The sequence below is a fragment of the Streptococcus sp. HSISS3 genome (genome assembly GCF_000448605.1).
Lineage (GTDB): Bacteria > Bacillota > Bacilli > Lactobacillales > Streptococcaceae > Streptococcus > Streptococcus raffinosi.
In genome coordinates, this window is record NZ_CM002130.1 from 242,079 (window position 1) to 265,601 (window position 23,523).

Sequence of the window (23,523 nt, forward strand, 5' to 3'; positions counted from 1 at the left end):
ATGCATATTCCTGAAAATTACCTAAGTCCTACGACTTGTGCAGCAATGGGAGCAGTGATGTTGCCTATTTGGTATAAGGCTGTCAAAGAAGTGAAGGTAAAGGTGGATACAGATAAGCAAACGATTCCTATGTTGGGAATTGGGACTTCCTTGTCCTTCCTTATCATGATGTTTAACCTTCCAGCGCCAGGTGGAACGAGTGCTCACGCCGTTGGTGCGGTATTGATTGCTATTTTATTGGGTCCGTGGGCCTCCTGTTTAGCGGTTAGTGTTGCTCTGGCTATGCAGGCCTTACTCTTTGGTGACGGTGGTATTTTGGCTTTTGGTGCTAATACTTTTTGTATGGCTGTTGTTATGCCATTTGTAGGTTACGCTGTTTATACTCTTTTGAAAAAGTGGACCAAGAACAAGATAATCGCAAGCTTCTTTGGTGGCTACATTGGTATTGTGGTTGCGGCCTTGACAGTTGCTGTCTTACTTGGTATTCAGCCGATTTTCTTTAAAGATAGCAGTGGTAACCCTCTTTACAATCCTTACCCATTGTCGGTGACGATTCCAGTTATGGGTGTGACTCACCTCTTAATTGGTCTGGTAGAAGGTTTTTTCACAGCAGGTGTACAACAATTCATTGAACGTTTGAATCTTGAGAATAATAAGCAAACGACTGTCAAAAAGCTTCGTCCTTTATTGTTGTTTATCTTGGCGATGATTATTTTAACCCCTCTTGGTTTATTGGCCACTGGAACAGCTTTTGCTGAATGGGATGTTCAAGAGTTGGTGGAAAAATTGTCCCACTATCATGTGGTAGCTCAAGCGCCCAAAGGTATGCTAAATGGATTCTCATTTCACGCCATCTTCCCTGATTATAGTATTGCAGGAATTCCTGAAGTCTTGGGATATATCCTAAGTGCTGCGTCTGCTGTTTTGATTTCCTTTATCCTCTACCGCTTGATTTTTGGTAGAAAGGTTGAAAAATGATTCTGCCAGATTGGATGCTAGAAGAACGCCCAGCAGTGACTAAAGTTGGTAAAAATAGCTTTCTTATCCGAAATCGTCACCATTTGGAAGCTCTTATCCAAAAGTTTGAGACACATCCTGTGCCAGTCGCATCAATCTTTCATCCAACGGCTAAGGTTTTACTTCTCCTCTTGTTTCTTTTTTCAGTTGGGATTAGTCGAAACCTCACAGTCCTATGGATTCTAGGCTTAGTCTTAGGATTTGGTGTGGCTTTCCTACCTCATTCTGTTTTAGTTAGGACCTTAAAAAAGACCATTTTATTATTGGTCTTCCCTATAATTATTTATCTACCCCATCTCTTATTTAGCGGTGGACAAACCCTCTTTCTTTTAAGGCTCCCCTTGATTGCTTTGGCCATTGCCTATTATTCGGAGACGAGTACGATAAGTGAGATGTTAGCTGCCCTAAAGGGTCTGCATTTTCCTGACCTTGTTCTACTCCAGTTGGATATTACCATAAAATATATTGATGTTTTCGGGAAACAATTAATGGACTTGCTTAAAGGAATTGAGGCACGTAGCTATGGTGGTAACCACCGTTTCCAAATTGGGAGCAATGTCTGGGGAATTCTCTACCTTAAAGCAATACGTTATGGTGAGGAACTCACTCAGGCCATGGAAGCCCGTTGCTTTGTTGGTGAGTATGTCAAGTCATCACGGTCGTTCACATGGAAGGATTGGGTTGCCTTGGTTGGACTAGTGGTAGTAATTTTAGGACAAATTCTTTTAGGAGGATGAGATGTTTCAATTGAATCAAGTGGCCTGTGCCTATGAACAAAAAAAGGTCTTTACTGGTCTTGATTTGGAGATTAGACAAGGGCAATATGTGATGTTGATGGGGGAAAATGGGACTGGAAAGTCGAGTCTCATCAGTCTATTAATAGGCTTCAAACAAGAAGAGTCTGGCCGTATTCTTTTCCTAGGGAAAGAGGTCAGGGAATGGTTGAAGGACAAACGTCAAAAACGTGATTTCTATAGTCGGTTAGGTATTCTTTTTCAAGATGTAGATAGTCAGCTTTTTAATAGTACGGTCTATGATGAGATTGCCTTTGGGCCTCGTCAGTTAGGTTTGACTGAAGAAGAAGTCTCAAAACGTGTTGAGGACACTCTAACCCTACTTAAAATTGACGATTTAAGGGACCGAGTGCCTTATCAATTGTCTGGTGGTGAAAAGAAGAAAGTAGCCTTTGCCAGCATTATGGTAACCAATCCAGATGTCTATATTCTTGATGAACCCTTCAACAATCTCTCTAAAGAATATGAAGAATTTTTTAGAGAGCTCTTACATGAGCTTCATTCGGCTGGCAAAACCATTATCATGTCAGCCCATCACTTTAAGCATCTTCATCATGAGAAGGCAGATGTTCTTCTTTTTGAGAATGGGAAGGCTGATTTCTTTCCTGCAAGGGAGGTTCTCAGTAATCAGCAAGTGATTAAGCGCTTATCACATTACTAATGAGTAAAAAGGTAGAAAATCGTTATTGGTTTTCTCCCTTTTTTATTTTGTCAAACAATTGATACTTCAGAGTGATAGGATTTTCTTATCACCTTGATTATGTTTAAGTATTAGTTAAGACTAGTGATTTTTGTTACAATTAGAACAATCAATCTCAAAGGAGACAATTATGAAACTTAAAAAAATTCTTGGAATCACAGGTGTAGCCATTGCCTCAGTAGCATTGCTCGCTGCATGTTCTTCAAAATCAAAAGATACATCTTCAGATACATCTTCGTCAAAATCATCTGGTGCTAAAGAAACTGTTAATTTTGCAACGGTCGGAACAACAGCACCATTTTCATACGAAAAAGACGGTGAATTAACTGGTTACGATGTAGAAGTGGCTAAAGCGGTCTTCAAAGACTCTGACAAGTATGAAGTGAAATTCCAAAAAACAGAATGGACTTCAGTCTTTACAGGTCTTGACTCAGCTAAATACCAAATGGCTGGGAACAATATCTCTTACTCAGAAGAACGTGACCAAAAATACCTCTTCTCATATCCAATTGGAACAACACCTGCAGTCTTGACGGTTCCAAAAGATAGTAAAATCAAGAAGTATGATGACATCGCTGGTCACTCTACACAGGTAGTTCAAGGAACATCAACAGCTACTCAATTGACTGAATTCAATGATAAACATTCAGATAAGCCAGTTGAACTTAACTACACAAATGAAAATATTACACAAATGTTGACAAGTTTGAATGAAGGTAAGTATGACTTCAAGATTTTTGATGCCCCAACTGTTAATTCAATTATCAAAAACAATAAGTTGACAAACTTGAAGACCATTGAACTTAAGTCTGATCAACAACCATACATTTACTTCTTGTTTGCTGATAATCAAAAAGACCTTCAAAAATTTGTAAATAAACGTTTGGAAGAACTCCAAAAGGATGGTACTTTGGCTAAATTGGCTGAAAAATTCCTTGGAAATAAAGATTATATCCCAACTAAAGATGCCTTGAAAGTACCAAGCAAAAAATAAGAAAATAGGCTGAGGATAGATATTTCTCAGCATTTTCTTATAAATAAAATTTAGGATAGGCTATAGCTAATAACTATAGATTCATACAATTATAAACAATTTGCTACAATTCTCATCCTATGGGATAATAGTTTTACACTTAAAACAATTTAAAGGAGCTTATGATGAAATTTAAAAAAATTCTTGGAATTGCAGGATTAGCAGTCGCTTCAACAGTAGCCTTGGCTGCATGTGGTGCTGGTGGTAACAAGTCAGCTAAAGATGATAAAACATTGACAGTTGGTATCATGACATTGGATGATGCAACTGAACCAGTATGGGATAAGGTCAAAGAATTGGCTAAAGAAAAAGGCGTAACGATTGAGTTGAAAGAGTTTACGGACTACAACCAACCAAACGAAGCCCTTAAAAACGGTGAAATCGATGTCAATGCTTTCCAACACATTTATTTCTTGAATAACTGGAATAAAGAAAACAAGGGTGATGTTGTTGCTGCAGCAGATACACTTCTTAGCCCTATCCACCTTTTCTCAGGTACTGAAAACGGAAAAGCTAAATATAAAGATGTGAAAGATCTTCCTGAAGGGGCTACTATCTCAGTGCCTAATGATGGTACAAATGAAAGCCGTGCTTTGACTCTTCTCCAAACAGCTGGTTTGATTAAATTAGATGTTAAAAAAGGTGAATTGGCAACAATCAAAAACATTTCTGAAAATCCAAAGAAATTGGAAATCAAAGAAATCGCAGCTGAACAAACAGCTCAAACTCTTTCATCTGTAGATGCAGCAGTTGTTAATAACTCATATGCCCAACAACAAAACGTTAACTACGATACAACCCTCTTCCAAGAAGATCCAAGTCAAGATTTGAAAGATTGGGTTAACATCATTGCAGCTAACAAGGATTGGGAAAAATCAAATAAGGCTGATGCAATCAAAGTTTTGATTAAAGCTTACCAAAATGATGAAGTTGCCCAAACCATTTATGATGCTTCTAACAAGGTTGACCTTCCAGCATGGAAAGGTGCACCAACACAAGATCAATTGAAAGCTAATTCAAAGAAATAAGCTAAGGGCGGAAGGGCGTGTGAGAACACGCCGTTTTGTCTTGTATGAAGGAGACGAATTTGATGGCATTTTCTAGTGAAGAAGAACAGTTACAGAAGTTCCGTAATGATGAAACTGCTCAACACTATTTTGAAGTTTTGCGGACTTTGATTTCTAAAAAATCTATTTTTGCTCAAAATATTGGTCTCTATGATGTGGCTGCCTACCTTGGTGAAATCTTTTCAAGGATAGGTGCAGAGGTGACGATTGACGAGACCTATACGGCACCTTTTGTCTTGGCAAAATTTAAGAGTTCAAATCCGGATGCTAAGACCATTATCTTTTATCAGCATTATGATACTGTTCCTGCGGATAACGATCAGCCTTGGACGGATGAACCTTTTCGTTTGACTGTTCGAAAGGGTTACATGTATGGTCGTGGTGTTGATGATGATAAAGGGCATATCACAGCTCGTCTGACAGCCCTTCGTAAATATATTCGAGAGGTCGGTGACCTTCCTGTTAATATCACGTTTATGATGGAAGGCGCTGAGGAATCTGCCTCAACTGATCTTGAAAAGTATTTGGAAAAATACCGTGATGACCTTCTTCCGGCAGATCTTCTGGTTTGGGAACAAGGTAACCGCAATAGTAAAGGACAACTAGAAATCACAGGTGGCAACAAGGGGATTATTACCTTTGATTTGTCTGTCGAGAGTGCCGATGTTGATATTCATTCTAAATTTGGTGCTGTGATTGAATCTGCGTCATGGTATTTACTCAATGCTATCTCTAGTATGCGTGATGATCAGGGACGGATTCTCATTGATGGTATCTACGATAAAGTGATTCAACCTAACGAACGCGAGATGGATCTCATTGAGACCTATGCTATTGAAAATGCAGACAGCCTTCGAAAAATTTACGGGCTAAAACTTCCAATTTTGGAAAGTGACAGTCGTGATTTCTTAAAGACTTATTACTTTGAACCAGCCCTTTCTATCGAAGGGATTTCGACAGGTTACCAGGGGCAGGGGGTTAAGACTATCTTACCAGCGCAAGCCAAAGCTAAAATGGAGATGCGTTTGGTTCCTGGTTTGACACCTGAGTATGTTTTGGAGCGTATCAAGGCCCATCTTAAAAAAGAAGGATTCGACCGTATTAAGGTAACCTTAACTCTTGGTGAAGAAAGTTATCGTAGCGATATGTCTGATCCGGCTATTGTCAATGTTATTGAGTTGGCAAAAGGCTTTTATGAGGAAGGTGTCGCTGTACTTCCAACGGCTGCCGGTACTGGACCTATGCATATGATTTACGAGGCTTTGGGTGTTCCTATGGCAGCTTTTGGGATAGGAAATGCTAATAGCCGTGACCACGGTGGGGATGAAAATGTTAGCCTAGCAGACTACTATACCCACATTGAACTAATTAAGGAGTTAATTGCAAGTTATGAGTAATGTCATTATTGATTTGAAAAATATTGATATCACCTTTACACAGAAACGCCGCACTATCCAAGCGGTTAAAGATGTATCTATCCAGATTGAAAAAGGTGATATTTACGGAATTGTTGGTTATTCAGGGGCTGGGAAGTCTACCCTGGTGCGTGCTATTAATCTTTTGCAAGTGCCTACAGCTGGTCAAATCACTATCGGTAAGGATGTGACTTTTGCAGATGGTAAGGTCCAATTAACGACAAAAGAGTTGCGTCAAAAACGTCAAACAATTGGGATGATTTTCCAACACTTTAACTTAATGGCTCAGAAAACGGCTTATGAAAATGTTGCCTTTGCCCTCCGCCACTCTAAGTTAAGCAGTGAAGAAAAGGACAAAAAAGTTCGTGGCCTCTTGGAGTTGGTTGACTTGGCTGACCGTGCAGAAAACTATCCTGCACAGTTGTCAGGTGGACAAAAACAACGTGTAGCGATTGCACGTGCCTTGGCCAACGATCCTGAAATCTTGATTTCAGATGAGTCTACATCAGCCCTTGACCCTAAAACGACTAAGCAAATTCTGTCACTTCTGCAAGATTTGAATAAGAAACTTGGTTTGACAGTGGTTATGATTACCCACGAAATGCAAATTGTTAAAGATATTTGTAACCGTGTGGCTGTCATGCAAAATGGTCAACTTTTGGAAGAAGGCAGTGTCCTTGATATTTTCTCAAATCCACAAGAAGATTTGACACAAGAATTTATTGAAACTGCAGCGGGAATTGAAGATGCTTTGACTAAGATTAATGCGCAACCTTTGGTTAAAAACTTGCCAAGTTCAGCTCTTCTTGTTCAACTTAAATACGCTGGTTCTTCCACAGATGAGCCACTCTTGACTGAAATCTTCAAAGATTACGGTGTTTCAAGTAATATCCTTTATGGGAATGTTGAAATTCTCGGTGATACACCTGTTGGTGAATTGGTCGTTGTTTTGGATGGCGATTCTGACAAGGTTATTGCAGCGCAAAAAGCGATTGAAAATGCAGGTGTTAACTTGCAGGTACTTAAGAAAGGAGCCCAATAATGGCAGATTGGATTCAACAAAACTTTCCAGATATTTATCGTATCGGTATGCAAGGGGTTAACTCTTGGCCAGATGCCATTTACGCAACTCTCTATATGACCGTGATTTCCTTCATCATTGGGGGACTTCTTGGTCTGGTCATGGGACTCTTCTTGGTATTGACAGGACCTCGTGGGGTTATTGAAAATAAATTTGTTTTCCAAATCCTAGATAAGGTGACCTCTATCTTTCGTGCCATTCCTTTCATCATCCTCCTAGCGATTTTGAAAGGCTTTACTTACTTCATCGTAGGGACTAACCTTGGGATGACAGCGGCCTTGGTTCCATTGTCAGCTGCAACCTTCCCATTCTTTGCCCGTCAAGTACAGGTGGTACTTGCAGACTTAGACCGTGGGGTAATTGAAGCAGCGCAAGCTAGTGGTGCGACTCTTTGGGATACGATTAAGGTTTACCTTGGTGAAGGTCTACCTGAGTTGGTTCGTGTATCAACCGTGACCCTGATTTCACTCGTGGGTGAAACTGCTATGGCCGGTGCCATCGGTGCAGGTGGTCTTGGTTACATTGCCATCTACTATGGATACAACCGTTCAAATACTTCCGTCACTATCTTGGCAACCTTGTTGATCCTGATTTTGATTTTCCTTATCCAATTTGTCGGTGACTTCTTAACTCGTAAATTGAGTCATAAATAAGAGTGGAAAGCCTGCTTTCAACAGGCTTTTTTCATGTCTTGACGATTTGAGAAATATATCATAATATGGAAGTCAATGAATGTTTTGTGGTTTCGTTAACCACATAAAAGGAGTTAATGAGTTATGCAACGTTTTATTTCAACGTGGAATAGAACCAGCTTGATAAAGCGTATTGCCATTGGTGTGGTAATCGGTGCTTTGCTTGGTTTGCTTATTCCTAAGATAACAGTTATTGGTCTCTTGGGAGATATGTTTGTTGGTGGTTTGAAGGCTATTGCACCCCTCTTGGTTTTTGCCTTGGTGGCCAATGCCCTTTCCCAAACACGTGAGGGCCAACAAAGCAACATGAAGACGGTAATTGTTCTCTACCTATTTGGGACCTTTGCTGCAGCTTTGACAGCTGTGATTTCCCACTATATTTTTCCAATTTCATTGAAATTGGGAGCAGCCGCAGCTACCAAAGCAAGTGCACCTCAGGGGGTTGGTGAGGTGTTTAAGGATTTATTGCTTAAGATGGTGGATAATCCTATTAATGCCTTGGCTCAAGCCAACTATATTGGGGTTTTGGTCTGGGCTGTTGTCTTTGGTTTCGCTATGCGAACAGCCAGTCAACACACTAAAGAATTGCTTAATACCTTGGCTGAGGTAACCTCTCAAATCGTGCGTTGGATTATTAACCTAGCACCATTTGGTATTCTTGGTCTTGTCTTTAATACGATTTCTGAAAATGGTATTGGCGTCTTGGCAGATTATGGAGTTCTTATCCTTGTTCTGGTTGGTACTATGGCCTTTGTTGCCTTGGTGGTCAATCCAGCCATTGCCTTTGTGATGATGGGCAAGAATCCTTTCCCATTGGTTTTCCGTTGTCTGAAAGATTCTGGGATTACTGCCTTCTTTACCCGCTCATCAGCTGCCAATATCCCCGTCAACCTTCAATTGTGTGAAGACCTTGGTTTGAATCCTGATACTTACTCAGTTTCTATCCCTCTGGGCTCAACAATTAACATGGCAGGGGCAGCCGTGACAATTAATGTTTTGACACTGGCTGCAGTGACTACTTTGGGAATTGAGGTTGACTTTGCGACAGCCCTTATTCTTAGTGTAGTTTCAGCTATTTCTGCCTGCGGTGCCTCAGGTATTGCAGGAGGTTCCCTTCTCTTGGTCCCCGTAGCATGTAGCCTCTTTGGTATTTCAAATGATCTGGCCATGCAGGTTGTCGGTGTCGGCTTTATCGTCGGTGTCATCCAAGACTCATGTGAAACGGCCCTCAACTCGTCAACAGATGTTCTCTTTACAGCAGTAGCAGAAAAAAGCCGTTGGAATAAGGCTTAGATAATAAAAAAGGTCAGCCTCTGGGGCTGACCTTTTTGAGGTTATGTAGTCAACATAGGCAAAGACTATAGCTAGCTCAAGGATTTGTCATCTTTAAAATACCCATAAAATGTGGTAAAATAAACGTCTCTAATAGAAAAGGGTGAGATATTTATGACTAATAATCTATTAGTACTTCAATCGGATTTTGGTTTGGTTGATGGTGCTGTTTCGGCCATGATTGGTGTGGCTTTACAAGAAGAGCCAAGCCTAGGAGTGCACAACTTAACCCACGACATCACTCCCTATAACACATTTGAAGCTTCCTACCGTCTCTTTCAAACCGTTGAATACTGGCCAAAAGGGACAACTTTTGTATCCGTAGTTGACCCTGGTGTCGGATCGTCACGAAAAAGTGTGGTTGCTCTGACTAATACTGGGCAATATATCGTTACTCCCGACAATGGCACACTTTCTTATATTAAAAAGAATGTTGGTATCGTGGCTGTTCGAGAAATTTCAGAGGTTGAGAACCGCCGTAGTAATACCGAGCTATCTTATACCTTCCACGGACGTGATGTTTATGCTTATACAGGTGCCAGATTAGCCTCTGGTCATATCAGTTTTGAAGATGTTGGACCCGAGTTACCTGTGGAGAAAATTCTAGAACTTCCAGTGGTTGAAACCATCATAGAAGATCATTTGGTTCGTGGTGCGATTGACATTCTAGACGTCCGTTTCGGATCGCTTTGGACCTCAATCACACGTGATGACTTTTACGCTTTGGAACCAAACTTTGGTGATCGTTTCGAAGTGACCATCTTTAACAATGATATGTTGGTCTACCAAAACCAAGTTACCTATGGAAAATCTTTTGCGGATGTTCGTATTGGTCAACCAATTATTTATATCAACTCCCTCTATCGTGTGGGACTAGCCATTAACCAAGGGTCTTTTGCCAAGGCCTATAATGTCGGTGTAGGATCTAACTGGCACATTGAAATTAAACGTTTAGGAGATTAAAGTAAAATTATGAAAAATAATTCAATTCGTACAGTAGTTGCGACAGGTATTGGTGCAGCACTCTTTATTATCATTGGTATGTTTGTTAACATTCCTATTTTTGGGAATACTAGCATCCAACTGCAATATGCAGTTCAGGCTCTGTTTTCAGTAATATTTGGCCCCATCACAGGTTTCTTCATGGGCCTCATTGGTCATGCGCTTAAGGATGGTATCCAATACGGAAGTATTTCATGGGCTTGGGTTCTTGCTAGTGGTGTTATAGGTCTTGTCATTGGTCTATTTCGTAAAAAATACGATGCAACAAAAGGGGTTCTGACATTTGGAAATATGATTTGGTTTAACCTCATCCAACTCTTATCTCTTATTATTGCGTATGGTGTTGTGACACCAATCGGTGATAAAATCCAATTTGCGCAAGAATGGTCTTACCTCTATGCTCAAGGTTTTGTTGCTGGATTGGCAAACTTTATTACAATTGCAGTTGGAGGGACGGCTCTACTTGCAATTTACGCCCACTCACGTACACAATCAGGTAGTCTTACTAAAGACTAGAAATAATTTATAGCAGAGTGTGGCTTGTCAAGATTTTTTTGATAAGCCCTCTCTTTTTTAGTAGAAACATGGATAAATACATTAGTTTTAATCAGTTTACATTTCAATATGATGCGCAAGCGGAAGCTACAATCAAAAATATCAGTTTTGATATTGCCAAGGGTGAGAAAGTACTTATCTTAGGCCCGTCTGGTAGTGGAAAATCAACCCTGGCCCAGTGTCTTAATGGTATCATTCCTAACATTAACAAAGGTCAAGCGCAGGGGCAGGTGACTATAGGCGGCCAAGACATTTTCAATCAATCAATCTATGATAGGTCTCAATTGGTATCTACGGTGTTACAGGATCCAGATGGTCAGTTTATTGGATTGACGGTAGCTGAAGATTTGGCCTTTTCCTTGGAAAATGATTGTGTCAATCAAGGTGAGATGAAAGATAAGGTGGCTCTCTGGGCCGAACGTTTGAATTTGAGTTCTCTCTTGGGTCATCGTCCTCAAGATTTATCAGGTGGACAAAAACAACGGGTCAGTCTAGCTGGGGTCTTGATTGATGAGAGTCCGATCCTCTTATTTGATGAGCCGTTGGCAAATTTGGATCCTAAATCGGGCCAAGAAACGATTGCCCTTATTGATAAAATTCACAAGGAAGTAGGAGCCACGACGATTATTATTGAGCATCGTCTGGAAGATGTTCTTTATCGTCCTGTTGACCGTGTTTTATTGGTCAATGATGGGAAACTCCTCTTTAACGGTAGCCCGGATGAGCTTTTATCAACTCCTCTCTTGTTGGATAATGGTATTCGTGAACCCCTCTATGTGACGGTTTTACGTCAGTTGGGATTTAACACAAAAAGTGCAGAGCAACTCAGCCAACTAGAAACTTTGGACCTGTCTGGTTTAAGCTTGCCAGACAGAACGAGAAAGGTTCCATCTGAAAGTCAAACAACTCCTATTTTAGAGGTGGGGAAACTTAAAGTTGGCTACGGAGATAACCTACCTATAATTGAGAACATGTCCTTTAGTCTGAAAAAGGGTGAGCGTCTAGCAATTGTTGGTAAAAACGGAGCTGGTAAGTCAACGCTTGCCAAGGCTTTATGTGGCTTTGTCCCTAGTCACGGCAGGCTGATTTATAAAGGTCAGGATATTAGCCAGGATAGCATCGCTGAGCGTTCGGAACGTATCGGGTTTGTTTTACAAAATCCTAACCAGATGATTAGTCAAGCTATGATTTTTGATGAAGTAGCTTTAGGTTTACGTTTGAGAGGTGTTGACGAGTCAGAAGTTGAAGAGCGTGTTTATGAGGTTTTGAAGACCTGTGGCCTCTATAGTTTTCGTAAATGGCCCATTTCTGCCCTATCATTTGGTCAGAAAAAGCGTGTGACTATAGCTTCTATCTTGGTTTTGAAACCTGAAATCATTATCTTAGATGAGCCAACGGCTGGTCAAGATTACCAAACGTATACGGATATCATGACTTTCCTTGACAGTCTTCAGCAGCAAGGCCATACGATTGTAATGATTACCCACGACATGCAACTTATGTTGGAATACAGTGATCGTTGTTTGGTTGTCGTTGATGGTGCGATTATTGCAGATGATAATCCTGTCGCCATCCTCAATCAGCACGACCTGTTGAAGGCAGCTAATCTGAAACAGACATCACTCTATACCTTGGGTCAGAAATTGTCCTGTGATCCAGTAGACGTGACAGAGTATTATATTGATAAAATTAACAAAGGTGGCCCTTATGTCTAATCGTTTAATTGGTTATCAATCAGGTCAAGGTTTCCTTTATGGATTATCTGGTGCAAGTAAAATGATTTTCTTCATTTTAGTATCAGTTGCTTGTATGGCAACTTACGATCCTAGATTTATATTAGTAATAGGTTTTCTATCTATTTATCTTTTCAAGCGAGCTAATATTCGATGGAAAGATGTTTCATTTGTTGTTGAAATCATTGGAGCCGTTGCCCTCTTTAACTTAGTCATGGTTTATCTTTTCGATCCTAGCTATGGTGAGGAGATTTATGGTACTAAGACCGTATTGGTTGAAGGATGGGGCCGCTTTTATTTAACCAGTCAGGAGATTTTCTATCTTGCTAATCTCTTGCTTAAGTATTTTTCAACGGTTCCTCTTGCCATTCTCTTTCTGATGACTACCCATCCGAGTCAGTTTGCAGCTAGTCTTAATCAGATTGGATTGCCTTATAAATTTGCCTACTCCGTTAGTTTGACATTGCGTTATATTCCAGATGTTCAAGAAGAATTCTTTACGATTCGCAAGGCCCAGGAAGCGCGTGGCTTAGATTTGTCGAAGAAGGCAGGTCTGGTTAAGCGCATTCGTGGGAATCTACAAATTGTTCTTCCATTAATTTTTTCTTCGTTAGAGCGTATTGATACCATATCGACAGCTATGGAATTACGCCGCTTTGGTCGCTATAAAAAACGTACCTGGTATGTTCATAAATCTTTGACTAAGCAAGATTATCTTGTAATCTTATTAGCGTTTCTGCTGTTAGGGATTAGTCTAGGATTGATTTTCCTGAATCAGGGTCGATTTTACAATCCTTGGTTATGATATTAGGGTTAAAGATTGTATGGATTTTTGCAACAATAAAAAACGTTCTAGTCCTGTTCATTGTGAACAAGATTAGAACGTTTTTCTGTTATTTCAAATACCCCAAATAGTCAAATTTTTCTAGTGTTCGATTGTCAGCAACGACTAGGATAGTTCCTTCATTAGGCAGCTGTTTCGTAGGGTCAAAATGAGTGTTTAGTTTTCCATTTTCATCGTTTCTAAAACCAATGACATTGACGTTGTAAGTTTTTCGGAGATTCAAGGTGTGCAAAGATTTTCCTGCCCATTCATGAGGAATCCTAAGCTCGATTAAAGCCACGTCATCCTCTAGATGAAAGACATTTGAAATGTTATAGCGGAGTATGTTGGAAGCCAGTTCTTTTGCCGTACTGCGTTCGGGTGTAATGACGAGGTTGGCTCCCATACCATAGAGAACCTCTTCGTAATTGATGCTTTTAGCTTTAGCAATGATACGTTTAATCCCTAGCTTCTTACAGTGCAAAAGAGCCAATGCTGAAGACTCCAGATGCTCCCCTGTAGCAATAATAACGGTATCACAGCTCTCAATACTAGTTGAGCGAAGAAAATCAATGTCAGTAATATCCCCCACAGCAGCCTTAGTTACCCGATCTGCTAGAGAATCAATGGTTTTAGGATTGTTATCTAAGGCAATGACATCTTGGCCAAAAGTGGAAAGTTCGGTTGCGATGGTTTGTCCAAAAATCCCCAAACCGAGGACGCCAATAATTTGTGTTTTCATGTAGAATCCTTTCAGAATTTTGTTAATGAATTGGTTGCTTTAGCCAACAGAGATGTCAGTTGGTGAGTAGGAAACCTGTTTTTCTTTTTGGTCATCAAACTCAAGAGAACAGTGATGGGACCGACACGACCAATGAACATGAGAGCCATGATAACGAAGCGCCCTATGGTATTAAGACTAGGAGTCAAATCCATAGACACACCGACTGTGGCAATAGCTGACACACTCTCAAATAGCAAGGCCAGTGGTGAGAGATTTGGATTGGTTTCAAGCAGAATAACATAGCCGACAAAGAGCATTGTTAGGAAAAAGAGTATAACTGTGAATGCTTGCAAAACAGTCTTATTAGATATAATACGATTTCGAAAAACAACGCTCGAGTTACCAGATAGCTCTGACTTAAAAAGTAGGAACATGATGGAGGCAGTTGTCACCTTGATACCACCCGCAGTTCCTCCAGGTCCACCACCGATAATCATCTGAATCATAAAAAGAAGATTTGTGGAGAAATCGGCCTTGGTATAGGAAATCGTTGCGAAGCCAGCAGTACGCATGGTTACAGTTTGAAAGAAACTGACCATAAGTTGCTGCCAAACGTTGAGAGTACCGATTGTCTTAGAGTTATCCATTTCCAGTAGCCAAGCTAACAAGGTTCCCACCAAGAGGATACAAGTTGTACTAATAAGCACAAGACGGCTTTGATTACTAAGGGGTCTACAAGCTAATTTCCAATTCCTTGGACGATCTTTAATATAACGTCGCAATAGTTGAATCAAATCAATCCAGACTGCAAAACCCAAACTTCCAGACATGATGAGACCTGCGACAGCAAGGTTTATTGTTGGATTGGTCGCATAGTCTTGTAGACTGTTAGCTCCTAAGTTATCAAAACCAGCGTTACAAAAAGCTGAGACCGCTAGAAATAGACTGTTAAAAATGCCGTGACCAAGTCCAAAGCGAGGGATAAAATCAGTCATAATCACTAGTGCCGCTAAAGCTTCAATGGAAAAAGTTATTTTATATACCTTGAAAAGATAGGATTTTAAATCTTTTTGATTGTCCCTGCTGAGTGCAGATTGAAGGAGATCTTGATCGCTCAAGCCCAATTTATTTTTAAGGCTATAGGTACTGATAGCAATCAAAGAGACTAGCCCAAGACCCCCGGTCTGCATGAGAAGCATGGAGACAATTTGACCAAAACCATTGTAAGCTTTACTAACAGGAACCACAGAAAGTCCAGTCACACAGACCATTGATACCGTGTTGAAAAGATGGTCTAGATAGTTTGTTTCTGGACTATTAGCATAGTGACTAATGGGAAGACTAAGTAAGATACTTCCCACCAGAATGACAAAGACAAAACTAAGCACAAGTCTTTGAGTGACAGAAAAACGATTAATCAATGAAAACCTCCAAATTTACCATAAGGGGAAACAATAATCCAAGGAATCAAAAACATCCTTGGATGAACGTTATAGTGGCTTCTTATTAGGCATTCCAGCACGACGAGGGTACTTGTTTGGAGTTTCTTTTTCTTCTCGACAATGGTAATATGACGCCCATCACCATTTGGTAAATGGTAGTTATCGTTGAGAATAGGTTTGGCAAAAAGGAGGTTCAAAGCATTCTTAGCTTCAGCCAATTCTTCATCGGCAGCTGCAGCCTTAAGTGCAATGAGTTGTCCACCAACCTTCAAGAAAGGAATGGTCAATTCTGAGAGAATCTGCAGACGTGCAACAGCACGGGCAGTCACCACATCAAATTGAGCACGGAAGGACTTATCTTGACCAAAATCCTCGGCACGTCCATGATAGAAGTGAACACCGCTAAGTTGCAGCTCATCTGCCAAGAGATTGAGAAAATTGATGCGTTTATTGAGAGAATCAATGATGGTCACTTCAAGCTTAGGACAAAGAATCTTCATAGGGAGACTTGGAAAACCAGCTCCAGCCCCAATATCTAAGAGTCGAATATCTTGATTTTTGATATGTCCTTGCAGAACGGGAGCCAACGAATCATAGAAATGCTTAAGGTAAACATCGTTTTTATCAGTGATTGCCGTAAGATTGATTTTTTCGTTCCATTCTACCAATAGCTCAAAATAGCGTTGAAATTGGTCTTTTTGCTGCTGACTCAGATTGAATCCCTCTTCTTGTAGAGCCTTGTAAAAATCTTCAGGTGTCATTTTTATATTCCTTTTAAATAGTTTCAATGCTCTTATTTTACCATAATTAAGGCCTTTCATCTAACACCAAAAATGAGCGAACATTAGGAGCAAACGTATTTTTCATTATCTTTTAAAGAAGTTCTAAGTTTAAGAAATATGTAATATTTAAGGTGTTATTTTTCTTAAAAATCTGATATAATACTAATTAAGTCTAAAATCATAATTACTCGCTTAAAAGAAAGTGACAATATAGTTGCTTTAATGAAAGGCGGTTGTGGGGGATTATGGTCTTGTGGATTAAAAATCACTCCCCGTGGGGAAATTTAGTTTGAGGATTGACAATGATTTATCTTTCAGAAGTTAGAAAGTCTCCAGAAGGGCTTGCTTTTAACGAAGCACCTTTACTTTTGGAGTCTATTAAAGAACGCTATAATCAGGTTTTAAATCTTGAACAGATTCAAGCAAGTGGACAGGTAGTCTATGATAATGGATTGTACCTTTTGGATTATCAATTAGCTTATAATATTACATTACCATCTAGCCGTTCTCTTGAGCCTGTAACGCTTAGTTTTAACTATCCAGTCTCGGAGACCTTTATTCAAGAGGCGGATGCCCTTCTACAAAAGGAATTAGTCGAAGAAAACTTGGTTCTTATCTTGGATGGTGATGCCATTAATCTAGATGAGAGTATATTGGACAATATTCTTCTTAATATTCCTATGAAAGTCTTAACACCAGAAGAAGAGAAAGGTCAAATTTCTCTTTCAGGAAATGACTGGGAAGTCCTGTCGGAAGAGAAATATGCAGCCCTCCAACAAGAGAAAAAGAGGCAAGCAATCCTTTTGCCCAATTGAATGGTCTATTTGATGAAAATTAATTCAAAAAAACAAACTAAAAATGTTTGACAATTTTAAAACTGTATATTATTATATCATTAGAAGTTAATTTTCAGATTTATTTGCTAAATAAATCGACAGACTTTTAAAGGGAAATGGAAGTCAAAAAAATTTAAGAAAGTGGTAAATACTTATTATGAGCAAACGCATTTTGATTGTTGAAGATGAGAAAAACCTTGCTCGTTTTGTCTCGTTAGAACTTCAACACGAAGGATACGACGTTGTGACAGCAGACAACGGACGTGAAGGACTAGAAATGGCACTTGAGAAAGATTTCGATCTTATTCTCTTGGATCTTATGTTACCTGAGATGGACGGTTTTGAAGTAACTCGTCGTCTCCAACAGGAAAAAGATACTTATATTATGATGATGACAGCTCGTGACTCAATCATGGACATCGTTGCCGGATTGGATCGTGGTGCTGATGACTATATTGTAAAACCATTTGCGATTGAAGAACTTTTGGCACGTATTCGTGCGACCTTCCGTCGTCAAGATATTGAAGCTGCTAAGAATGCACCAGCTAAAGCGTCAACTTACCGTGACTTGAAATTAGATGTTCAAAACCGTACAGTTGTACGTGGTGATGAAGCTATCCCATTGACAAAACGTGAGTTTGATTTGTTGAACACACTTTTGAGCAATATGAACCAAGTGATGACCCGTGAAGAACTTTTACTTCAAGTTTGGAAATATGATGATGCTATCGAAACAAACGTTGTAGACGTTTATATTCGTTACTTGCGTGGAAAAATTGATGTTCCAGGCAAAGAATCATATATTCAAACGGTACGAGGCATGGGTTATGTTATTCGTGAAAAATGAGTAAATTACAAGATAAATTATTCGGTAAAGTAACCATTAGAAAAAGTTGACCATGACAACTGCTGTGGTCTTCTTTCTTGTATTGTCGATGTTCACGCTCGTTGTTGTTTTTTCAGCTAATACGCTTCTTTTGCAACGTGAACGTCAAAATGTAAATGCTACCATCTCAAAGGTTGTTACATACATTGAAAAAGACTGGGATTCTGATGAAGAATTAAGTCCGGAACCGCTCTTAGCTGCCCTTTATTCGCCTAAAAATATCTATGCATCGATTATTAATGGCGTGCTTTCTGAAAAGCATTCTCTAGATGGCCAAGTTGCGATTTCTAATAAACTCTATTCAAATCAGTCAGTCTTTGTTTATGACAAAAAAGGAACGTTTATCTTTACCTCTGAGGAGAATACAGATTCTCCACCAGGCATGTCTGAGGTTAACAAACTAAAGTCAGTGTCTTATAAGGGAAAACGTGGCTTCTTGCTAGAGGTTCCGATTTATGGTAAAGATAAAAAGACAATAGTTGGTTATGCCCAAATCTTCCATGATTTGGAATTCTATTATGCCCTCAAAGAGCGTCTGATTTTCTTATTGATTTTCCTTGAAGTAGGGATGACGGTCTTGGTCATCGCAGCGACTGTCGTTGTCTTGACATCTATTCTTCGTCCGATGAGACAGTTGCACGAGACTATGGGGGTTATTACCGATTCACCAAGTGATTTGGAGCTCCGTTCTAAGATTGAAAGTCATGATGAAATTGGTGATCTGGCGGTTAACTTTAACCGTATGATGGATAAAATCCAAGAGAATAATCAGATGCAGATGCGCTTCTTGAGTGACGTGAGTCACGAGTTGCGTACTCCGATTGCCGTTATCAAGGGACATATGGACCTCTTGCAACGTTGGGGTAAAAATGACCCTGAGATTTTGGAAGAAAGTCTGGAGGCTGCAAGCCATGAGGCCAACCGTATGACCATTATGATCAATGATATGTTGGATTCTATCCGAGTTAAGGGATCCTTTGAGAATCACAGAAATGACACTTGTGATTTGAATTCTTCAATTCGTACGGTTATTGGGAACTTCCGTGTTTTGCATGAAGATTACCAATTCTATCTCAATGACTTTGAAAGTTCTGAGCGTCCAGCACAGATTTACAGCCAACACTTTGAACAGGCTATCACAATTTTGATTGATAATGCCGTCAAGTATTCACCTGTTGACAAGGAAATCCAGGTAACAATTAAAGCTCTGGAAAATGAAATGTTGGTACAGGTACAAGATAATGGTGAAGGAATTTCTAAAGAGGACATCGAACATATCTTTGAGCGCTTCTACCGTTCAGACAAGGCACGTAATCGTACTACAACTCAATCTGGTGTGGGTATTGGTTTATCAATCCTTTACCAAATTGTGGAAGCTTACCGATGCCGTATTGAAGTTAGTTCTGAATTGGGTGTCGGTACACGTTTCGACCTCTATATTCCTTTTGCAGGGGCAGAAACTACGTCACCACAACTTGAACTTTAAGTAAGAAAAATGAGTGCTATAGCGACTCTCTTCATAAGCATGTCCTAGCTTAGGGCGTGCTTTTTACGTGCTTTTATGGTAAAATAGAGTACCGAATTTCGAAGATTGGTGGTGAAATGCATGCGTTGTCCAAAATGTCAACATAATAAATCTAGTGTTATCGATAGCCGTCAGGCAGAGGATGGGAATACCATTCGTCGTCGTCGGGAGTGTGATACGTGTCACACTCGTTTTACAACATTTGAGCGTGTGGAGGAAGTTCCACTTTTAGTTGTCAAAAAAGACGGTACGCGTGAACAATTCTCTCGTGATAAGATTTTCAATGGTATCTTGATGAGTGCACAAAAACGCCCAGTTTCTAGTGAGGATATTGAAAATGCTATCACTCGGATTGAGCAAAACATTCGCCGCAACCATGATGGAGAGGTTGATAGCGAGGTTATTGGGAATTTAGTCATGAAAGAACTCGCTGACCTTGATGAAATTACCTATGTCCGTTTTGCCAGTGTTTACCGTTCTTTCAAAGATGTTGATGAAATTGAAGAGTTACTTCAAGAAATCACCAAGACAGTACGTGCGAAAAAAGAGTCTAAAAAATGAGACCTATTGAAGAATTTGTCTATGTTGGCAATCAGGTTATCGTTCCCGATCAGGCAAGTTTAATGCGTTGCTACTACCCCATTATTGGGAGTGAGGGTTACGCTCTTTACCAGTATTTTGTGGCTTTCTATGACAATGGAAATCGCCGTCATAAGTTTGCGGCTATTTTGAATCACCTCAATTTTGGCATGCAGCCCCTCAAGGAGGCTCTGGCCGTCCTGACAGCGGTGGATCTTTTAGCCTTCTACCAATCACCCCAAGGAATTTATGTTGTTGAGCTTAAGTCTCCTTTATCCATTGAGCAATTCCTCAAGCATGCGGTTTACAGCTCGCTTTTGGAACAAAAAATTAGCGAACCATCAGTAGATGCTTTAAAACCGGCAAGTCTACACGGTTTGCAAGATTTATCCAAACGTTTTTCAGATGTCTTTACAGATGAGCGTTTGGCTCAGAAGACCGTGTCAGACATCAAGCCTAAGAATTCATTTGATTTAACTAGCTTCAGAAATCGGATGCAGGCCGATGGTCTTGTCTTTACAGATGAAAAGACAGATGTGCCTGAAATCTATAAATTGTCTGAGATTCATCATATGAATTGGTATGATACCTATCTCTTGGCTAAAAAAACAGCTGTGAACCATCAGATTATTGTCAAGCGTATGCAGGTGCAATTAGAGCAGGCACAAGCTCAAAAATTGGGTACTGACTCTGCTTTGACGGAGACTGAAGAAAAGATTCTTAAGGCGGTCAGGTCTGAAAAACCTATAGATTATCTACAAGGTGCCAAGGGTCCTGGTGGTGCTGTGACTAATTCTGAGAAGAAGATTCTCACAGACTTGGCTCAAAGAGGCTTTATGGATGAGGTCATCAATCTCATGGTTGCCTATAGTTTGGGTAGGACACATTCAACCAATGTGAATAGAGAGTATATTTCTAAACTTGCTAATGATTTTGCCTTTAAGAAAATTATCAGTGCTGAACAAGGGCTTTTAGCTTTGCGTAGTGGTTACGATAAGAAATCAAAGCAAACTAAGGCTGATGCTAAGAAAAAACAAATGTGCCGAGCTGGAGTGATCCTAATTATGACAATCAGACCAGCCAGGCCGATCAAGCCAAATTAGACGAAATTAGACGCCGTGCTTTGGCTAAACTAGAAAAAGGAAAGGAGTAGCCCATGGAAAGAGTTGGACAAACCCTCAACCGAACGGGTCATTATGGATCTGTTAATGCAACAGATTTAACCAAGCAAATCTTGGCAGATCCAAGAGTGGCATGTTTTATTCAAGAGCATGGCTTAAGTCAGGATGAAATCAAGCGTAGTCTCCCTAAGTTTAATCAATTCTTGGTGGAATGCCGTAAGGTCAAAGAAGGTGATGTCTCCTACATTGCCAAGGGGTATGAGCCAATTCTAACCATGAATGAGGGCTACGCCGATGTGACTTATAAGGAGACACGTCAGCTCAAAGAGCAGCAGGAGCAACAGGCTATTGCCAATCGGATTAACTTGGTAAGTCTCCCTCAATCTTATCGTAAGATTACTTTTGCGGATATTGCTTTAGACGATGTGGCTCGTGTTGATACCTATGAGAGTCTTGTAGAGTTTGTGGCTGATTATCCAAGTCCAGATCAAAAGGGTCTCTACCTCTATGGTGACATGGGAGTTGGAAAGTCCTTTATGTTGGCTGCCATGGCTCATGAACTTTCAGAGACCAAGAAGGTTGCTACGACCATTATCCACTACCCATCCTTTACCATTGATGTTAAAAATGGTATTAAAGATGGTTCTGTTAAGGAACAAATTGATGCTGTAAAAGAAGCAGAAGTCTTGGTTTTAGATGATATTGGTGCAGAGCAGTTCTCTTCTTGGATTAGAGACGATGTTTTGCAGGTCATCCTCCAGTACCGCATGATTGAGGAGCTACCGACCTTCTTCACATCTAACTATAGCTTTGTGGACCTAGAAGCTAAGCTATCTAATGGACGTCAGGGAGACGAAACATGGCAGGCTAAACGTGTCATGGAGCGAATCCGTTTTCTAGCCAAAGAGGTTCACTTGAGAGGCGTTAATCGTCGTTAAGTTGACCCCAATAAATGATAAAAAATGATTGATTTTGCTTTCCTTGTGGAAGGTAAGGTTGCTAAACGAAGAAAGGAATCCCTGTTTTAACTAGGGACTTAAACATATGACATTACCTACAGTTGCTATCGTGGGTCGCCCCAATGTTGGGAAGTCGACCCTATTTAACCGAATTGCGGGTGAACGTATCTCTATCGTCGAAGACGTCGAGGGGGTAACACGTGACCGTATTTATACTTCTGCTGAATGGCTTAACCGTCAGTTTAGCTTGATTGATACGGGTGGTATTGATGATGTTGATGCCCCATTCATGGAGCAAATCAAGCATCAAGCTGACATTGCCATGACTGAAGCAGACGTTATTGTCTTTGTTGTTTCAGGCAAGGAAGGCGTAACAGATGCGGATGAATACGTTGCTCGTATTCTCTATAAGACTCATAAGCCAGTTATTCTAGCTGTCAATAAAGTGGATAACCCTGAGATGCGTGCAGACATCTATGATTTCTATTCTCTGGGACTTGGTGATCCCTACCCAGTTTCATCTGTACACGGTATTGGTACGGGGGACGTTCTCGATGCTATCATTGAAAACCTCCCAACAGAAGTTGAAGAGGAAAATCCAGACATCATTCGTTTCAGTTTGATTGGGCGTCCAAACGTCGGAAAATCAAGCTTGATTAATGCCATTTTGGGCGAGGACCGTGTGATTGCCAGCCCAATTGCTGGTACGACTCGCGACGCCATTGATACAAACTTTGTGGACAGTGAAGGTCAAGAGTATACCATGATTGACACCGCTGGTATGCGTAAATCTGGTAAGGTTTATGAAAATACAGAGAAATACTCTGTCATGCGTTCTATGCGTGCCATTGACCGTTCTGATATTGTTCTTATGGTTATCAATGCAGAAGAAGGTATCCGTGAGTATGACAAGCGCATTGCTGGTTTCGCCCATGAAGCTGGTAAAGGGATTATCATCGTAGTTAACAAATGGGATACTATTAAGAAAGACAATCATACCGTTGCTAACTGGGAAGCAGATATCCGTGACCAGTTCCAATTCTTGAGCTATGCACCAATTATCTTTGTATCGGCTGAGACCAAACAACGTCTTAACAAGTTGCCAGAGATGGTTAAACGCATCAGTGAAAGTCAAAACCGTCGTATTTCATCGGCTGTCTTGAATGATGTTATCATGGATGCCATTGCCATCAACCCAACACCAACTGACAAAGGAAAACGCCTTAAGATTTTCTACGGCACACAAGTTTCGGTTAAACCACCAACATTTGTTATCTTTGTCAATGAAGAAGAGCTGATGCACTTCTCTTATATGCGTTTCTTGGAAAATCAAATTCGTCAGGCCTTTGGTTTTGAAGGAACACCAATACACTTGATTGCTCGCAAACGTAAATAAAAAGAGACCAACCAGAATAGAATCTTTAT

The 23,523-nt window shown here is 40.3% G+C and carries 18 protein-coding genes and 5 pseudogenes; 20 read left to right on the forward strand and 3 right to left on the reverse strand.

Annotated elements, in window-relative coordinates:
• From cbiM to HSISS3_RS01330, 13 genes are all read left to right on the forward strand, one after another.
• A complete protein-coding gene (gene cbiM / locus HSISS3_RS01270) occupies nucleotides 1–978 on the forward strand; it encodes a cobalt transporter CbiM (protein ID WP_021151427.1) in 978 nt (325 codons plus the stop codon).
• Complete coding sequence (locus HSISS3_RS01275) at nucleotides 975–1,754, forward strand: energy-coupling factor transporter transmembrane component T (RefSeq protein WP_021151428.1); 780 nt, start codon at nucleotides 975–977, stop codon at nucleotides 1,752–1,754. Before cbiM ends, HSISS3_RS01275 begins: the two co-directional genes overlap by 4 nt.
• 1 nt (nucleotide 1,755) lies before the next feature.
• Nucleotides 1,756–2,472: an ABC transporter ATP-binding protein gene (locus HSISS3_RS01280; protein WP_021151429.1), complete on the forward strand. Its 717-nt coding sequence runs from the start codon at nucleotides 1,756–1,758 to the stop codon at nucleotides 2,470–2,472.
• Between the two features lie 169 nt (nucleotides 2,473–2,641).
• Nucleotides 2,642–3,505 carry an amino acid ABC transporter substrate-binding protein gene (locus tag HSISS3_RS01285; protein WP_021151430.1) on the forward strand — a complete coding sequence of 288 codons (864 nt, stop codon included), beginning with the start codon at nucleotides 2,642–2,644 and terminating at the stop codon, nucleotides 3,503–3,505.
• A 164-nt stretch (nucleotides 3,506–3,669) separates the two neighbouring features.
• On the forward strand, nucleotides 3,670–4,572 hold the full coding sequence (locus tag HSISS3_RS01290) for a MetQ/NlpA family ABC transporter substrate-binding protein (protein ID WP_008535865.1): 903 nt from the start codon (nucleotides 3,670–3,672) through the stop codon (nucleotides 4,570–4,572).
• 62 nt (nucleotides 4,573–4,634) lie between these two features.
• Entirely contained in the window at nucleotides 4,635–6,008 is a 1,374-nt protein-coding gene (locus HSISS3_RS01295) for a M20/M25/M40 family metallo-hydrolase (protein ID WP_021151431.1), read from the forward strand.
• Complete coding sequence (locus HSISS3_RS01300; RefSeq protein ID WP_008535867.1) at nucleotides 6,001–7,068, forward strand: methionine ABC transporter ATP-binding protein; 1,068 nt, start codon at nucleotides 6,001–6,003, stop codon at nucleotides 7,066–7,068. The genes HSISS3_RS01295 and HSISS3_RS01300 overlap by 8 nt, the downstream gene beginning before the upstream one ends.
• Nucleotides 7,068–7,760, forward strand: coding sequence for a methionine ABC transporter permease (locus HSISS3_RS01305; protein WP_002889200.1), 693 nt, complete (start codon nucleotides 7,068–7,070; stop codon nucleotides 7,758–7,760). Before HSISS3_RS01300 ends, HSISS3_RS01305 begins: the two co-directional genes overlap by 1 nt.
• A gap of 123 nt (nucleotides 7,761–7,883) precedes the next feature.
• Nucleotides 7,884–9,092, forward strand: a complete 1,209-nt coding sequence (sstT, locus tag HSISS3_RS01310) for a serine/threonine transporter SstT (protein WP_008535875.1) — start codon at nucleotides 7,884–7,886, stop codon at nucleotides 9,090–9,092.
• Nucleotides 9,093–9,245: 153 nt separating this feature from the next.
• Nucleotides 9,246–10,094 (forward strand): SAM hydrolase/SAM-dependent halogenase family protein, encoded by an 849-nt coding sequence (locus HSISS3_RS01315; protein ID WP_021151432.1) that lies wholly within the window; start codon nucleotides 9,246–9,248, stop codon nucleotides 10,092–10,094.
• Between the two features lie 9 nt (nucleotides 10,095–10,103).
• The gene (locus tag HSISS3_RS01320; protein WP_002889196.1) at nucleotides 10,104–10,649 is read left to right on the forward strand and encodes an ECF-type riboflavin transporter substrate-binding protein; all 546 of its coding nucleotides are present in this window, start codon (nucleotides 10,104–10,106) and stop codon (nucleotides 10,647–10,649) included.
• Between the two features lie 68 nt (nucleotides 10,650–10,717).
• Nucleotides 10,718–12,403 carry an ABC transporter ATP-binding protein gene (locus tag HSISS3_RS01325; RefSeq protein ID WP_021151433.1) on the forward strand — a complete coding sequence of 562 codons (1,686 nt, stop codon included), beginning with the start codon at nucleotides 10,718–10,720 and terminating at the stop codon, nucleotides 12,401–12,403.
• Nucleotides 12,396–13,226: an energy-coupling factor transporter transmembrane component T family protein gene (locus tag HSISS3_RS01330; protein WP_021151434.1), complete on the forward strand. Its 831-nt coding sequence runs from the start codon at nucleotides 12,396–12,398 to the stop codon at nucleotides 13,224–13,226. Before HSISS3_RS01325 ends, HSISS3_RS01330 begins: the two co-directional genes overlap by 8 nt.
• Nucleotides 13,227–13,314: 88 nt before the next feature.
• On the opposite strand, the gene HSISS3_RS01335 is transcribed toward HSISS3_RS01330, so the two are convergent.
• The 3 genes and pseudogenes from HSISS3_RS01335 to rsmG all read right to left on the reverse strand — a co-directional run bounded on the left by HSISS3_RS01335 (nucleotide 13,315) and on the right by rsmG (nucleotide 16,171).
• On the reverse strand, nucleotides 13,315–13,986 hold the full coding sequence (locus HSISS3_RS01335) for a potassium channel family protein (protein WP_021145032.1): 672 nt from the start codon (nucleotides 13,984–13,986) through the stop codon (nucleotides 13,315–13,317).
• A 39-nt stretch (nucleotides 13,987–14,025) separates the two neighbouring features.
• A pseudogene (locus tag HSISS3_RS01340) lies at nucleotides 14,026–15,389 on the reverse strand (potassium transporter TrkG).
• 69 nt (nucleotides 15,390–15,458) lie between these two features.
• Nucleotides 15,459–16,171: pseudogene (gene rsmG / locus HSISS3_RS01345) on the reverse strand (16S rRNA (guanine(527)-N(7))-methyltransferase RsmG).
• A gap of 323 nt (nucleotides 16,172–16,494) precedes the next feature.
• Between rsmG and HSISS3_RS01350 the strand changes: the two are divergent.
• The 7 genes and pseudogenes from HSISS3_RS01350 to der all read left to right on the forward strand — a co-directional run bounded on the left by HSISS3_RS01350 (nucleotide 16,495) and on the right by der (nucleotide 23,494).
• A pseudogene (locus HSISS3_RS01350) lies at nucleotides 16,495–17,030 on the forward strand (YceD family protein).
• Between the two features lie 155 nt (nucleotides 17,031–17,185).
• Entirely contained in the window at nucleotides 17,186–17,875 is a 690-nt protein-coding gene (locus HSISS3_RS01355; RefSeq protein WP_002883757.1) for a response regulator transcription factor, read from the forward strand.
• Nucleotides 17,872–19,400: pseudogene (locus tag HSISS3_RS01360) on the forward strand (HAMP domain-containing histidine kinase). Before HSISS3_RS01355 ends, HSISS3_RS01360 begins: the two are co-directional and overlap by 4 nt.
• Nucleotides 19,401–19,520: 120 nt before the next feature.
• Entirely contained in the window at nucleotides 19,521–20,000 is a 480-nt protein-coding gene (gene nrdR / locus HSISS3_RS01365; protein WP_002889188.1) for a transcriptional regulator NrdR, read from the forward strand.
• Nucleotides 19,997–21,171 (forward strand): annotated as a pseudogene (locus tag HSISS3_RS01370) (DnaD domain protein). Before nrdR ends, HSISS3_RS01370 begins: the two are co-directional and overlap by 4 nt.
• Before the next feature lie 3 nt (nucleotides 21,172–21,174).
• Complete coding sequence (gene dnaI / locus HSISS3_RS01375) at nucleotides 21,175–22,077, forward strand: primosomal protein DnaI (protein ID WP_021151439.1); 903 nt, start codon at nucleotides 21,175–21,177, stop codon at nucleotides 22,075–22,077.
• Nucleotides 22,078–22,183: 106 nt separating this feature from the next.
• Entirely contained in the window at nucleotides 22,184–23,494 is a 1,311-nt protein-coding gene (gene der, locus HSISS3_RS01380) for a ribosome biogenesis GTPase Der (RefSeq protein ID WP_021151440.1), read from the forward strand.
• Nucleotides 23,495–23,523: the final 29 nt, after the last annotated feature.